We start from the raw sequence: 14,700 nt of genomic DNA, 5'->3' as shown, positions 1-14,700 counted from the left end.
CCAAAGGATTACTGCTTCGCACGCTCTTCCAGCATGGCAACGGCAGGCAGTTTTTTGCCTTCAACGAACTCAAGGAACGCGCCGCCGCCCGTCGAGATATAGGAGATTTTGTCTTCAATGCCAAACAGATCGATAGCAGCCAGCGTATCACCGCCACCTGCAACAGAGAACGCGTCACTGTCTGCAATCGCGTTAGAGACAATCTCGGTGCCTTTACGGAAGTTCGGGAACTCAAACACACCAACCGGGCCATTCCACAGAATGGTTTTCGCATTCTTGAGGATGGTTGCCATGGCCTGAGCGGTTTCGTCGCCGAAGTCCATAATCTCTTCGTTATCTGCCACTTCCGAAACCTTTTTCACGGTTGCCGGGGCAGTTTCAGAGAATTCCGTGCCAACGCGTGAGTCGGTTGGGACAGGAATACCGTACTGATCGCGCAGGCCTTTTGCCGCTTCAACAAAGTCTGGCTCATACAGCGATTTACCCACTTTGTTATCGATAGCGACGAAGGTGTTCGCAATGCCACCGCCGACAATCACGGTGTCAGCAATCTTGACCAGCGACTGCAGCACATCAAATTTGGTTGAGACTTTAGAACCACCGACGACGGCCACCAGCGGACGCTCAGGGTTTTTCATCACTTTACCCAGCGCGTCCAGCTCAGCCGACAGCAGCGGGCCCGCACAGGCGACAGGCGCAAATTTACCCACGCCGTGTGTAGAGGCCTGGGCGCGGTGCGCGGTGCCAAAAGCATCCATCACGAACACGTCACACAGTGCTGCGTATTTTTTTGCCAGCGCCTCGTCGTCTTTCTTTTCGCCTTTGTTAAAGCGAACGTTTTCCAGCACAACCAGCTCGCCCGCGCCGATATCGACGCCGTCAAGGTAGTCTTTCGCCAGCGTTACCGGGGTGCCGTTCAGTTTTTCTTTCAGGTAGTTCACTACAGGCAGCAGTGAGAATTCGTCGTTGTATTCACCTTCGGTCGGACGACCCAAGTGAGAGGTAACCATCACTTTAGCGCCCTGCTTCAGGGCTGCTTCGATGGTAGGCAGAGACGCACGGATACGTGCATCTGACGTCACTTTCCCTTCTTTTACCGGCACGTTGAGATCGGCGCGGATTAGAACGCGTTTGCCAGCAAGATCCAGATCGGTCATCTTAATTACGGACATGGTGAACCCTCTCGTTGATTCTCATAAGTTTTGCCAGACGCAAACCGCGTCTTACCTGAAACCGCTTGCGGCCATCGCTAACGTCGTGTCGATCATTCGGTTAGCAAAGCCCCATTCGTTGTCGCACCAGACCAGGGTTTTGATCAGATGCTGACCGCTGACCCGCGTTTGTGTACCGTCCACAATGGCACTGTGCGGATCATGGTTGAAATCTATTGAGACTAACGGCAACTCCGTATAGTCAACTATACCACGAAACGCCCCTTCTGCCGCGCTCAGCAACAAGGCGTTAACCTCACAGGCCTTAACCGGCTGACGCACAGAAACGCTGAGATCAATGGCGGTCACGTTGATCGTCGGCACACGCACTGCGATGGCTTCAAAGCGATCGTTAAATTTCGGAAAAATACGCGTAATGCCTGCCGCCAGGCGCGTGTCCACCGGAATAATAGACTGACTGGCTGCACGCGTGCGGCGCAGATCGCTGTGATAAGCATCGATCACCTGTTGATCGTGCATCGCCGAATGGATCGTCGTCACCGTGCCCGACTCAATCCCAAACGCATCATCCAGCAGCTTAATCACGGGAATAATGCAGTTGGTGGTGCAGGAGGCATTCGAGACAATACAGTCCGTTTGTTTCAGTTCCTGCTCGTTAACACCGTACACGACGGTGGCATCAAGATCGTGACCACCCGGATGGGAAAACAGGACTTTTTTAGTGCCAGCGCGCAGATGAGCTTCACCATCCTGGCGGGAACCATAAACGCCGGTACAGTCCAGTACCACATCGACATTGAGTTCGCGCCAGGGCAGCGCGTCCAGTCCGGCGTGGTGCAGAATACGAATAGTATCTTCTCCCACCCACAGCAGGTCCCGCTCCTGGCGAACATCCAGTGCAAAACGGCCATGACTGGTGTCGTATTTTAATAAGTGCGCCATGCCTGCGGCTTCCGCCAGCTCATTAATCGCCACCACGGTGATTTCTGCACGGCGTCCCGTTTCATACAGTGCACGCAACACGTTGCGTCCAATGCGACCAAAGCCGTTTATTGCAACCCGAATGGTCATCTTTCTCCTGCCAAACCAGACTGAAAAAAAGGTGCAGATAGCCTGAGCGTTTCACCACGTTTTGTACAGGAGATTCTTACCCGATGCAGGGTGAACGCGCCATAACTGAAACGGTTCAGCGAGAATAATAGAAGTGAGGAATAACAGGAATGACTGCGATCAAGCGAGCTGCGAATTTTTGGATCTGCATCACATAATTGAGCAAAAATGAGCGATTACTCCAGGAATAATTGCGTCAGTCAGGGGGGCAGAAAGCGCCCCCCTTTTTATTGCTATCCTGACGCGCAGGCACGCGTCAGGATTGTGGCATTACGCCAGCAACGCTTTTGCTTTTGCGACAACGTTGTCGAGCGTGAAACCGAACACTTCGAACAGCTTCTCAGCAGGAGCCGACTCACCAAAGGTGGTCATCCCAACAATAGCCCCGTTCAGCCCGGTGTATTTAAACCAGTAATCGGCGATACCAGCCTCAATAGCGACGCGCGCCGCAACGGCTTTTGGCAGAACAGATTCACGGTATTCTTCGGACTGTTTATCGAAAGCATCGGTCGATGGCATAGACACCACGCGCACCTTGCGACCTTCTTCGGTAAGCTTCTGGTAAGCCGCGACGGCCAGTTCCACTTCGGAACCGGTGGCAATCAGAATCAGTTCTGGCGTGCCTGCGCTGTCTTTGAGGACATAACCACCGCGGGCCACGTTGGCCAGTTGCTCGGGTGTACGCTCCTGCTGTGCCAGGTTCTGACGCGAGAAGATCAGGGCGCTTGGGCCGTCTTTACGCTCAATGGCATATTTCCACGCCACGGCAGATTCAACCTGGTCACACGGACGCCACAGGCTCATGTTCGGCGTCGTGCGCAGGCTTGCCATCTGCTCAACAGGCTGGTGCGTCGGGCCATCTTCACCCAGACCGATTGAATCATGGGTATACACCATGATCTGACGGATCTTCATCAGCGCAGCCATACGTGCCGCGTTACGCGCATATTCCACGAACATCAGGAAGGTTGCGGTATAAGGCAGGAAACCGCCGTGCAGGGCCAGACCGTTAGCAATCGCGGTCATACCAAACTCACGCACACCATAATGGATGTAGTTACCCGCAGCATCTTCATTGATTGGCTTAGATCCCGACCAGATAGTCAGGTTACTGGGTGCCAGATCCGCTGAACCGCCCAGATATTCCGGCAGGATCTTACCAAACGCTTCAATCGCATTCTGCGAAGCTTTACGGCTGGCAATTTTCGCCGGGTTCGCCTGCAACTGCTCAATGAATTTTTGCGACTCTTGCTGCCAGTTAGCTGGCAGTTCGTTGCTCATGCGACGTTTGAATTCGGCAGCCAGTTCCGGGAAGGCTTTGGCGTAAGCGGCAAATTTTTCATTCCACGCGGCTTCTTTCGCCTGGCCCGCTTCTTTAGCATCCCACTCGGCATAAATCTCAGACGGGATAACAAATGGCGGATACTCCCAACCCAGTTGCTTACGGGTCAAGGCCACTTCGTCGTCACCCAGTGGCGCGCCATGTGAATCATGGGTGCCCGCTTTGTTTGGTGAACCGAAACCAATCACGGTTTTGCACATCAGCAGTGAAGGCTTATCGGTTACGGCTTTCGCTTCTTCGATGGCTTTCGCGATCGCATCCGCGTTATGCCCATCCACACCGCGCACCACATGCCAGCCATAGGCTTCAAAACGCTTAGCGGTGTCATCGGTAAACCAGCCGTCGATATGGCCATCGATTGAAATACCGTTATCGTCATAGAAGGCCACCAGCTTACCGAGCTTCAGCGTACCGGCCAGTGAGCAGACTTCGTGTGAGATGCCTTCCATCATGCAACCATCGCCCATAAACACCCAGGTGTTATGGTCTACGATGTCATGACCCGGACGGTTGAACTGCGCCGCTAATGTGCGCTCAGCGATGGCAAAACCCACGGCATTGGCAATGCCCTGGCCCAGCGGACCGGTGGTGGTTTCCACACCAACGGTGTAGCCGTACTCAGGGTGACCCGGGGTTTTAGAGTGCAGCTGACGGAAGTTTTCCAGTTCGCTGATGGGCAAATCGTAACCGGTCAGATGCAGCAGGCTGTAGATCAGCATCGAACCGTGACCATTCGACAGCACAAAACGGTCGCGGTCAGCCCACAATGGGTTAGTTGGATTATGATTCAGGTAGCCACGCCATAACACTTCGGCGATATCCGCCATGCCCATAGGGGCACCCGGATGTCCCGATTTAGCTTTTTGCACTGCATCCATACTTAGCGCGCGAATGGCATTGGCAAGATCTTTACGAGAGGGCATCTTCTACTCCATTTCGGATTAACGATTTTCGCCTTAACCTTTTGTAATTAATCAGTTATCGGGCAAAGCGAGGGGAAACTTTCACAACAATGTACATGAAAAACGGCCTAAAAGTAATGTCGTAAAACGCGAAATATGCCCGGCGCGTTTGGCTTTTCCGGTAATGTCTGCTAGCAAAACGGTTTACCGCCGACTATAACCATTAAGTTCGATCACCAGCCACCGCGTCAGGTGATTGTTTTTTATCTTGTTACTATTGGGAAGATGGAATGAAAATTCAGAAAACGGTACTGGCTTTGGGGATGATCGCGCTGTTAAGCGGCTGCGAGGGGATGAATAACAACGGCCTGCTGCAGTCAGGTGCACAGGCTTTCCAGGCGTACACATTAAGCGATGCCCAGGTGAAGCAGTTGAGCGATCAATCCTGTGCCCAGATGGACAAAGACAATCAGGTCGCGCCGGCGAACAGCGAATACCAGCAACGTCTGAATAAAATCGCGGCCGCACTGGGCGACAACATTAACGGTACGCCGGCTAACTATAAGGTCTACCAGACCAAAGATGTGAATGCCTGGGCGATGGCCAACGGCTGTATACGCGTTTACAGCGGCCTGATGGACATGATGAACGACAATGAAGTGGAGGCGGTGCTGGGGCACGAAATGGGTCACGTCGCGCTGGGCCATACACGTAAAGCGATGCAGGTTGCCTTTACCACGACCGCCGCGCGCACCGCTGCCGCGTCCGTAGGAGGCATCATTGGCTCGCTGTCGCAGTCACAACTGGGCGATATGGGCGAAAAACTGGTGAATGCGCAGTTCTCCCAGACTCAGGAAACGCAGGCGGATGACTACTCTTACGATCTGCTTAAAAAACGGGGAATTGACCCTGTCGGATTAGCGACCAGCTTTGAAAAACTGGCGAAACTGGAACAGGGTCGCCAGAGCTCTATGTTCGATTCGCACCCTGATTCTGAAGCCCGCGCACAACACATTCGCGATCGTATCGCGGCAGACAGCAAGTAAGCCTGAATCAGCGGGATAACGCTGCGTTATCCCGCTGTGGCATTAGCCTTTGTTGGCGGCCTGAACGTGTAACATATCCAGTGCCAGCGTTGCGGCAGCCAGCGCGGTCAGATCGGCGTGATCATAGCCCGGGGCCACTTCCACCAGATCCATCCCGACAATATTCATGCCCTGCAAACCCCGAATCAACTTGGTCGCTTTGTCGGTCGTTAAGCCACCGATCACTGGCGTACCGGTACCCGGCGCATGCGCAGGGTCCAGGCAGTCAATGTCAAAGGTAAGGTAAACCGGCAGATCGCCAACGGTGCGCTTAATTTCCGCCAAGATATCGTCCACGCTGCGGTCGTTAACCTGCGCCGCATCCAGCACGTTAAAGCCCAGGCTCTTATCGAACTCGGTACGGATACCGATCTGGACGGAGTGCTGCGGATCGATCAGGCCCTCTTTTGGCGCCGTAAAGAACATGGTGCCATGGTCAAACGTGGGGCCGTTAGAATAGGTATCGGTATGCGCGTCGAAGTGCACCAGCGCCATTTTACCGAAGTGCTTCGCGTGGGCACGCAGTAGCGGCAGCGTGACGTAGTGATCGCCGCCAAGCGTCATCATACGTTTACCGTTAGCCAGCAGCTTCTCTGCGTGAGCCTGCAACTTGTCAGACAGGTCCTGAGAGTCGCCAAAGGCATAAACCAAATCGCCACAGTCGACGACATTCAGGCGCTGACGCAGGTCAAAATCCCACGGCCAGCGACAGCCTTCCCAGGCCAGATTCGTTGAAATCTGACGGATGGCACCAGGGCCAAGACGGCTGCCCGGACGGCCAGAGGTTGCTGCATCAAACGGAACGCCGGTGATCACCCACTCTGCGTCGCTGTCGTAAGGCTGAAAATTGACTGGAAAACGCATAAAACCAAAGGCGTTAGAAACCAGTGAATTGTCGTACTGATTACCGAGGGTATTGTACATAAGTCGTCCTCTGTTAATGTCTGAACCGGGCCGGGCCCGCACACCTTTCAGGTTGAGATAAAAAAAATCCCCTCCGCGTCGTTAGGCCCGACGAGGAAGGGATGTGTTGCCGCCGATTATCAACAATGTCCCGCCCGGCTGCAAGCGCTTCGCAGGGCGTTATTCGTCTTCTAAATACGTGTAGCCATAGAGACCGCTTTCAAACTCCTGCAGGAACTGCTCACGCAGGTCTTCGTCCAGTTCAGAGGTCTGAATCTGTTTACGGAACAGCGTCATCAGCTCATTGGGGTCCAGCTGCACATACTGCAACATGTCGGCCACGGTATCGCCTTCATCGGAAAGCTGTACTTCCACTTCGCCATCCTGGAATGCGAAGACATCCACCGCTTCGGTATCACCAAACAGGTTGTGCATGTTGCCCAGAATTTCCTGGTACGCGCCGACCATAAAGAAGCCCAGCATCGGTGGGTTCTCCACATCATATTCCGGCATCGGCATGGTCGTCGCGATGCCGTCGCCATCCACGTAATGATCGATGGTGCCATCGGAGTCACAGGTAATATCCAGCAGCACGGCCCGACGTTCGGGCTTTTTATTCAGGCCTTCCAGTGGCAGCACCGGGAACAGCTGATCTATGCCCCACGCGTCCGGCATCGACTGGAACAGCGAGAAGTTCACATAGATCTTATCCGCCATGCGCTCCTGCAGCTCATCAATAATCGGGAGATGTGCGCGGTTGCGGGGATCCAGATGCTGCTGAATATAATGGCAAATGCTCAGGTACAGCTGTTCAGCCCAGGCGCGCTGCTTAAGGCTGTAAATGCCTGACGAATAGCCGGTGTGAATATCAAACAGGTCCATCTGGCTGTCGTGCAGCCATTCACGCAGAGAGCGGCGCGTATTCGGCTCGTGCATCTCCTGCCAGGTTTCCCACATGCTCAGGATAGGACGCGGCGCATCATCGATATCGGGCGCTTCAGGTTTGCTGAATTCGTTCCGCTCAACACCAATGATGTTAGAGACCAGCACCGTATGGTGCGCCGTTACGGCGCGACCGGACTCGGTGATGACGGTAGGATGTTCAAGTCCGTGTTCGTCGCAGGCGGCACCGATGGCCCAGATAACATTATTAGCGTATTCATTCAGCCCGTAGTTTACCGAGCAGTCAGACTGTGAACGCGTCCCTTCATAATCCACGCCCAGGCCGCCGCCGACGTCGAAGCACTTAATGTTGACGCCCAGCTTCGCCAGCTCCACGTAAAAACGTGCCGACTCGCGCACGCCGGTGGCGATATCGCGAATATTCGCCATCTGAGAGCCAAGGTGGAAGTGCAGCAGTTGCAGGCTGTCAATGCGTCCGGCTTCGCGCATGATTTCAACCAGCTTCAGCACCTGCGTGGCAGACAGGCCAAATTTGGATTTCTCGCCACCGCTCGACTGCCATTTACCGGAACCTTGCGACGCCAGACGCGCACGAATGCCGAGGCGCGGCACCACATTCAGGCGTTCCGCTTCTTCCAGCACCAGACGCACTTCGGTCATCTTCTCCAGAACCAGATAAACCTTGTGCCCCATTTTTTCGCCGATCAGCGCCAGACGAATGTATTCACGATCTTTATAACCGTTACAGACAATCACTGAGCGGGTGTGGCCGGCATGCGCCAGCACCGCCATCAGTTCCGCTTTTGATCCGGCTTCAAGGCCCAACGGCTCACCGGAGTTCACCAGCGATTCAATCACGCGTTTGTGCTGGTTAACCTTGATGGGATAAACTAGGAAGTAGTCACCGGTATAGCCATAGGATTCACGCGCGCGTTTGAACGCGGCGTTGATTGAGCGCAGGCGGTGCTGAAGGATCTGCGGAAAACAGAACAACGCCGGCAGACGCTGGCCTTGCGCCTCACGTTCTTTCACCAGTTTTGCCAGATCAACGCGCACGTCCGGGCGATCCGGGTCGGGACAGACACTAATATGACCCAGTTCATTCACGTCATAATAGTTATTGCCCCACCAGGCAATGTTATAGGTCCGCAGCATCAGGCTGGCGTCCTGATCGTTCATCGCCACCTCCTGCATAGAGCGGAGAGCACCTTGTTCGCCAGCTGACGAACCCTTGATATTATTCATGCCGTCAGACATCACGAACCTCAATTTTCCGTTGAAAGATAATACTGTAATCCGACTCAACAGCCGGATGTAGGGAAATTCGTTGCCACATATTACGTCATGCTCTGTCAGCGTCACGCGCCCAGATAATCCCCTTGCATGACCTAAGTGTAAAACACTCCGCCACGACAGGGGAAAAAAGGGCCGCGAATAATTCACACCACGTCGGTCGGGCCACTTGCCCACGTTGACGTGTCAGAGGTTAGCCAGCGCTTGTGTCGGGATAATTACCGAAGCGAATAAAAGGGTGGCAGGAAAGAAATAAAGACGGGAAACAGGATAACGCTGACGCAAAGCCAGCACGCAAAGAAGCCGTGAAGGAGAAGATAAGGCTCATGACGTGTATCACCTCTGCACATGACGCCGTCATGTGACAGACCATCAGGGTGAAAGCCAGACAGTGGTCTGACGGGCGCGACGCGATAGCGCGTCATCCTTTTTCTGCTGCAAACGCAGCGGCGTTTTATACAATTTACGCCTGAAAAATGCAAAGAGATTATTCGCTTAATGCTGGCCCTGCCCGCAGCATTATTCACTACTCAGCACCAGGCCGGCAGTGCATCAGAAAAAAGGGCTGGTAATTCGCTCATCTCGTAACCTAAAATAGACGTCCAGATGGTTTTCCATCTAAACAGGTTAATATCCAGGCGGTGTTGGCCTGGCGTGCTGACACTACCTGACTGCTCTCGGCTTTGCCTTAAGGGGCGTTAAGTCAGCTAACACTCACTTGCGCTACGCAGTCGAACTCAAACCATTGGTAAGGTAAAGAACATAATGGCTAAACATCTTTTTACATCCGAGTCCGTATCAGAAGGACATCCTGATAAAATCGCTGACCAGATTTCCGATGCGGTGCTTGATGCGATCCTGGAGCAGGATCCTAAAGCGCGCGTGGCCTGCGAAACGTACGTGAAGACCGGTATGGTTCTGGTCGGCGGCGAAATCACGACCAGCGCCTGGGTTGATATCGAAGAAATCACCCGTAATACCGTACGTGAAATCGGCTATGTTCATTCCGATATGGGCTTTGATGCCAATTCCTGCGCTGTGTTAAGCGCCATCGGTAAACAATCTCAGGACATCAACCAGGGCGTTGACCGCAGCGATCCGCTGGAACAGGGTGCAGGCGATCAGGGCCTGATGTTCGGCTACGCGACCAACGAAACCGACGTGCTGATGCCCGCCCCGGTAACCTATGCGCATCGTCTGGTTCAGCGTCAGGCTGAAGTCCGCAAAAATGGCACGCTGCCATGGCTGCGCCCGGATGCGAAAAGCCAGGTCACTTTCCAGTATGACAATGGCAAGATTGTAGGCATCGACGCAGTCGTGCTCTCGACTCAGCACAGCGAAGCCATCAGCCAGAACGATCTGCAGGAAGCGGTGATGGAAGAAATCATCAAGCCGGTACTGCCTTCTGAGTGGCTGAACGCGTCCACCAAATACCACATCAACCCAACCGGCCGTTTTGTTATCGGCGGTCCAATGGGTGACTGCGGCCTGACCGGTCGTAAAATCATTGTCGATACCTACGGCGGGATGGCGCGTCACGGTGGCGGCGCATTCTCAGGTAAAGATCCCTCAAAAGTTGACCGCTCCGCGGCGTACGCTGCGCGCTATGTTGCCAAAAATATCGTGGCGGCTGGCCTGGCCGATCGGTGTGAGATTCAGGTTTCCTACGCCATCGGCGTGGCAGAGCCGACATCTATCATGGTGGAAACCTTTGGTACCGAGAAAGTCTCTACTGAACAGCTGACGCTGCTGGTCCGTGAATTCTTTGACCTGCGTCCATACGGTCTGATTCAGATGCTGGATCTGCTGCACCCAATCTATAAAGAAACGGCTGCTTACGGTCACTTTGGCCGCGAACATTTCCCATGGGAAAAAACCGACAAAGCGGCACAGCTGCGCGAGGCCGCTGGCCTGTAAGCATCGGTGAGCAAGTGCACCTGAAAGCCCTGCCCGATGGCGGGGCTTTTTTATGAGCTTTATCCCGCATTCGTCCTCCGCTTTTTTCCTGCGGCACATTTTTTTAACTCAACTACACTTTCTTTCAGTTTGTACCCTGCCCTTGTGTTAACGATTACAATTTGAAACGCTTTAAATATCGGCTATTTAGGAATTTATCGCCGTAGTTATTCTTTTAAAAATGCGTTATTTTCAGCGTCATCTGATAGGCGTTAATCAGGACATTGTCAGAAACTTCGAGGGTACTATACCTCACTGGTTACTTGACCTTTCTGGGTTGTAAATGCTGGATTTCAGGGTTTCAGCATGTGTAAGCGATTACATCAATGTGATCGGGCTCACTTTTAACCCAGATAAGGTTTTTTAACATCGATAACAACAATGATGGATAATTTGGAGGCAACCATGCCTGGCAACTCACATAAAAGCAGAACCTCAAATAAGGCAATGACCTTATTTGTCTGCTTTCTGGCAGCGCTCGCAGGCCTGCTCTTTGGGCTGGATATCGGCGTTATCGCAGGTGCCCTGCCCTTTATCGCTAAGGACTTTAATGTTACTGCCCACCAACAGGAGTGGATTGTCAGCTCCATGATGTTTGGTGCAGCCATTGGTGCTATCGGCAGCGGCTGGATGTCATCACGTCTGGGCCGTAAAAAAAGCCTGATGGCCGGTGCGATTCTGTTTGTCATTGGATCACTCTGGTCAGCGATGGCACCTAATCCGGAAATGTTGATCTGCGCGCGCGTCCTGTTAGGTCTCGCCGTGGGTGTCGCCTCGTATACCGCGCCACTTTACCTTTCTGAAATCGCACCAGAGAAAATCCGCGGCAGCATGATCTCGCTGTACCAGCTGATGATTACCATCGGTATTCTGGGTGCGTATCTCTCCGATACCGCATTTAGCTTTACCGGAAACTGGCGCTGGATGCTGGGCGTGATCACGATCCCTGCCATTCTGCTGCTGATTGGTGTGTTCTTCCTGCCGAACAGCCCGCGCTGGCTGGCGGCGAAAGGCAACTTCCGCGACGCACAGCGTGTTCTGGATCGTCTGCGTGACACCAGTGAACAGGCAAAACGCGAACTGGATGAGATCCGCGAAAGCCTGAAAGTGAAGCAGTCTGGCTGGGGTCTGTTTACCAATAACGCCAACTTCCGCCGCGCGGTCTTCCTCGGCATTCTGCTTCAGGTGATGCAGCAGTTCACCGGGATGAACGTCATCATGTATTACGCGCCGAAAATCTTTGAGATCGCCGGTTTTGCGAATACGACTCAGCAGATGTGGGGAACGGTTATTGTCGGTCTGGTTAACGTACTGGCCACCTTCATCGCCATTGGCCTGGTGGATCGCTGGGGCCGTAAGCCTACGCTGATTCTGGGCTTCCTGGTCATGGCTGCCGGTATGGGCATCCTGGGCACTATGCTGCACATGGGCATCCATACACCAGGCGCGCAGTACTTCGCCATTGGTATGCTGCTGATGTTTATCGTGGGCTTCGCCATGTCAGCCGGTCCGTTGATTTGGGTACTGTGTTCCGAAATTCAGCCGCTTAAAGGGCGTGATTTTGGTATCACGGTTTCAACCACCACCAACTGGATTGCCAATATGATCGTTGGCGCAACCTTCCTGACCATGCTGAACACGCTGGGTAATGCACCGACCTTCTGGGTTTACGCGCTGCTGAACGTGTTCTTTATTGTGCTCACCGTTATGCTCATTCCGGAGACCAAAAACGTGTCGCTGGAACATATTGAACGTAACCTGATGGCGGGTAAAAAACTGCGCGATATCGGCCAGTAAATTCCTTCGCGCCCGCGTCCGTGAAAGCCAGTCAGTGTAAACTGACTGGCTTTTTTTAACCCTTTACCCACGCCAACAGCTCAGCGTATTCACGCTAAAACCCTGCCACGCCTGGCTTGCGCCGCCCCGCTTCGCTTTTCTTTCGTTAAAGTCGAAAAAATATACGCCGATAAATGACCTGACGTTTCCCTTATAAAAATCCGTTTTCAGACTTTATTTTCATCAGGAAATCCAATGAACAACCCCAGCGTAAAAAAGACAATGAGCACCCGGGCTCAGATGCTGCTGGCAGGGGGAATGACGATTGTCGTGGGCTTTGCAGCGACCATCGGATTGCTCAGCTGGCAGTCTTCAAAAGCGCAAAAATCTCTGGCCGCTGACTACCTGCAACAAATTGCTGCCAGCCATGCCGGACAAATTCAACAGGAACTGACGCATGCACTGGACGCGGCACAAAACCTGGGGCAAAGCCTTGCCGCGCTGCCTGCGGCCGGCGTGACCGATCGCAACGTTGCCCATAAGCTCATGGAATATGCCCTGCAGAAAAATCCTGACTTTGTATCGATGACCGTGGTGTTCGAACCCAACGCCTTCGACGGTCGTGACAGTGCTTTCGCCGGCCAGCAGGGAATGCCACCCGAGGGGCGCTATGCCTGGTATATTGATCGGGATAAAGACGGGCATTTTAAAATGAATCCGGCGCTGGATTTTTTACAACCCGGTGCGGGCAATTACTATCTGCTGCCGAAAGAAACGCTTAAAGACACGCTGATTGAACCCTACAGCTTCGCCTATGATGGTGCGAAACCCGAGTGGTTAACCTCAGTCGCCACGCCTGTCATGGTGAACGATAAGCTAAAACTGGTCGTCAGCTCGGATATTCTGCTGTCGTCTATCCAGAAAAAAATCAACCAGATCAAACCCTGGCAAGGCACCGGTTACGCGCTGCTGATTTCGAACAGCGGTAACGTGATTTCCTCCCCCGATACAAGTGAAGCGGGCAAGAAATGGCCGGGGAACGTAAACAGCACCAGTACCAACGTGACGGAGCAATACGATCCGGTGCTCAAAGAACAGGCCATGTATACGTGGTATCCCGTGCGCGTTGGGAAAAGTGATAAACCCTGGTATGTCGGGATCGTGGCGCCCGTCAGTCAGGTGATGGCGGCCGCTGACCGCCAGCTGTACTGGGCAATCGGGCTGATGATCATCAGCATCCTGTCGGTGGGTGCCGTACTGGGGCTGCTGTTCAGTCGCAAAGTGATACGCCCGCTGGGTGGTGAACCGGCAGAGGCTGCGCGTATCGCGCTGACTGTGGCTGAGGGGCGGTTAAACAACAGCATTGGCGTTGCGCCCGACGATAGCCGTAGTCTGTTCTACGCGTTGAGTACCATGCAGTCACAGCTTAGGACGATGGTCGGCCAAATCAAAGATGCCAGCCTCTCTGTCCAGCAGGGCGCGGGCGAAATCGCCAGCGCCAACCTGAACCTGTCCTCCCGAACTGAGGAGCAGGCTGCCGCCCTGGAGGAAACTGCGGCCAGCATGGAACAGATTAGCGCGGCCATTCGTATGAACGCTGACAACGCACAACAGGCGACAGGCCTGACGGAAAATGCCACCCGTATCGCTAACCGTGGCGAAACGCTGGTGGATCAGGTCGTGACAACCATGGCGAAGATCGATGAAAGCTCGCAGAAAATTGGTGATATCACCACGCTGATTAACAGCATTGCTTTCCAGACCAATATTCTGGCGCTTAACGCCGCCGTTGAAGCGGCACGTGCAGGGGAACAGGGACGCGGATTTGCCGTGGTGGCCTCAGAAGTGCGTAACCTGGCGCAGCGCACCACCAGTGCCGTAAAGGACATCGCCGCCCTGATTGAAGAGTCAGCGCTGCGCGTCGAGAATGGCGTTGTGCTGGTCAATGATGCGGGCAAAACCATGCATGAAATGACAAATGCCGTTTCATCCGTGCAGCGCATCATCGGTGAAATTGTTGCCGCATCCGATGAACAGGCGCGCGGTATCGCTCAGGTCACCATTGCCGTTAATGAAATGGACGGCACGACTCAGCAAAATGCGGCACTGGTTCAGCAGATGTCGGCGGCCTCCAGTTCGCTTGAGGATCAGGCCCGCCAGCTGGCACAAACCGTCGCGCAGTTCCATTAAGCCGTGGCGATGTCCGTCGTGACAGACGGGCATCGCCATCTTTGCCCCGCGCATTCATATTGAGTTCC

At 53.9% G+C, this 14,700-nt stretch carries 9 protein-coding genes; 4 read left to right on the top strand and 5 right to left on the bottom strand.

The genetic code is table 11. The features are described 5' to 3' along the window. Positions 1–8: 8 nt before the first annotated feature. The 3 genes from pgk to tkt form a co-directional block, all read right to left on the bottom strand. Positions 9–1,172 (bottom strand): phosphoglycerate kinase, encoded by a 1,164-nt coding sequence (gene pgk / locus F7Q90_RS06695; protein ID WP_006120838.1) that lies wholly within the window; start codon positions 1,170–1,172, stop codon positions 9–11. Between the two features lie 51 nt (positions 1,173–1,223). After that, positions 1,224–2,243: an erythrose-4-phosphate dehydrogenase gene (gene epd, locus F7Q90_RS06690; protein WP_006120839.1), complete on the bottom strand. Its 1,020-nt coding sequence runs from the start codon at positions 2,241–2,243 to the stop codon at positions 1,224–1,226. A gap of 309 nt (positions 2,244–2,552) precedes the next feature. After that, positions 2,553–4,547, bottom strand: coding sequence for a transketolase (tkt, locus tag F7Q90_RS06685; RefSeq protein ID WP_006120840.1), 1,995 nt, complete (start codon positions 4,545–4,547; stop codon positions 2,553–2,555). A 269-nt stretch (positions 4,548–4,816) separates the two neighbouring features. Between tkt and loiP the strand changes: the two genes are divergently transcribed. Further along, entirely contained in the window at positions 4,817–5,572 is a 756-nt protein-coding gene (gene loiP / locus F7Q90_RS06680; RefSeq protein ID WP_006120841.1) for a metalloprotease LoiP, read from the top strand. A 42-nt stretch (positions 5,573–5,614) separates the two neighbouring features. On the opposite strand, the gene speB is transcribed toward loiP, so the two are convergent. Together speB and speA are read right to left on the bottom strand one after the other, a co-directional pair. Continuing rightward, positions 5,615–6,535, bottom strand: a complete 921-nt coding sequence (gene speB / locus F7Q90_RS06675; RefSeq protein ID WP_006120842.1) for an agmatinase — start codon at positions 6,533–6,535, stop codon at positions 5,615–5,617. A gap of 159 nt (positions 6,536–6,694) precedes the next feature. Continuing rightward, the gene (gene speA / locus F7Q90_RS06670) at positions 6,695–8,674 is read right to left on the bottom strand and encodes a biosynthetic arginine decarboxylase (protein WP_006120843.1); all 1,980 of its coding nucleotides are present in this window, start codon (positions 8,672–8,674) and stop codon (positions 6,695–6,697) included. 801 nt (positions 8,675–9,475) lie between these two features. On the opposite strand from speA, the gene metK reads away from it, so the two are divergent. The 3 genes from metK to F7Q90_RS06650 all read left to right on the top strand — a co-directional run bounded on the left by metK (position 9,476) and on the right by F7Q90_RS06650 (position 14,632). Continuing rightward, positions 9,476–10,627: a methionine adenosyltransferase gene (gene metK, locus F7Q90_RS06660; RefSeq protein WP_006120844.1), complete on the top strand. Its 1,152-nt coding sequence runs from the start codon at positions 9,476–9,478 to the stop codon at positions 10,625–10,627. 444 nt (positions 10,628–11,071) lie between these two features. After that, positions 11,072–12,463: a sugar porter family MFS transporter gene (locus F7Q90_RS06655; RefSeq protein WP_006120845.1), complete on the top strand. Its 1,392-nt coding sequence runs from the start codon at positions 11,072–11,074 to the stop codon at positions 12,461–12,463. A 234-nt stretch (positions 12,464–12,697) separates the two neighbouring features. Continuing rightward, positions 12,698–14,632: a methyl-accepting chemotaxis protein gene (locus tag F7Q90_RS06650; RefSeq protein WP_006120846.1), complete on the top strand. Its 1,935-nt coding sequence runs from the start codon at positions 12,698–12,700 to the stop codon at positions 14,630–14,632. Positions 14,633–14,700 lie beyond the last annotated feature (68 nt).

This window comes from Pantoea stewartii subsp. stewartii, from assembly GCF_008801695.1.
In the GTDB taxonomy this organism is placed as follows: Bacteria; Pseudomonadota; Gammaproteobacteria; order Enterobacterales; family Enterobacteriaceae; genus Pantoea; species Pantoea stewartii.
This window is presented reverse-complemented; position numbering and strand designations above follow the sequence as displayed.

Excerpts from the sequence above, each read along its gene's own strand:
- tkt (WP_006120840.1), bottom strand. The coding sequence starts at position 4,547 with ATGCCCTCTCGTAAAGATCTTGCCAATGCCATTCGCGCGCTAAGTATG.
- metK (WP_006120844.1), top strand. The coding sequence starts at position 9,476 with ATGGCTAAACATCTTTTTACATCCGAGTCCGTATCAGAAGGACATCCT.
- loiP (WP_006120841.1), top strand. The coding sequence starts at position 4,817 with ATGAAAATTCAGAAAACGGTACTGGCTTTGGGGATGATCGCGCTGTTA.
- speA (WP_006120843.1), bottom strand. The coding sequence starts at position 8,674 with ATGTCTGACGGCATGAATAATATCAAGGGTTCGTCAGCTGGCGAACAA.
- F7Q90_RS06655 (WP_006120845.1), top strand. The coding sequence starts at position 11,072 with ATGCCTGGCAACTCACATAAAAGCAGAACCTCAAATAAGGCAATGACC.
- F7Q90_RS06650 (WP_006120846.1), top strand. The coding sequence starts at position 12,698 with ATGAACAACCCCAGCGTAAAAAAGACAATGAGCACCCGGGCTCAGATG.
- speB (WP_006120842.1), bottom strand. The coding sequence starts at position 6,535 with ATGTACAATACCCTCGGTAATCAGTACGACAATTCACTGGTTTCTAAC.
- epd (WP_006120839.1), bottom strand. The coding sequence starts at position 2,243 with ATGACCATTCGGGTTGCAATAAACGGCTTTGGTCGCATTGGACGCAAC.
- pgk (WP_006120838.1), bottom strand. The coding sequence starts at position 1,172 with ATGTCCGTAATTAAGATGACCGATCTGGATCTTGCTGGCAAACGCGTT.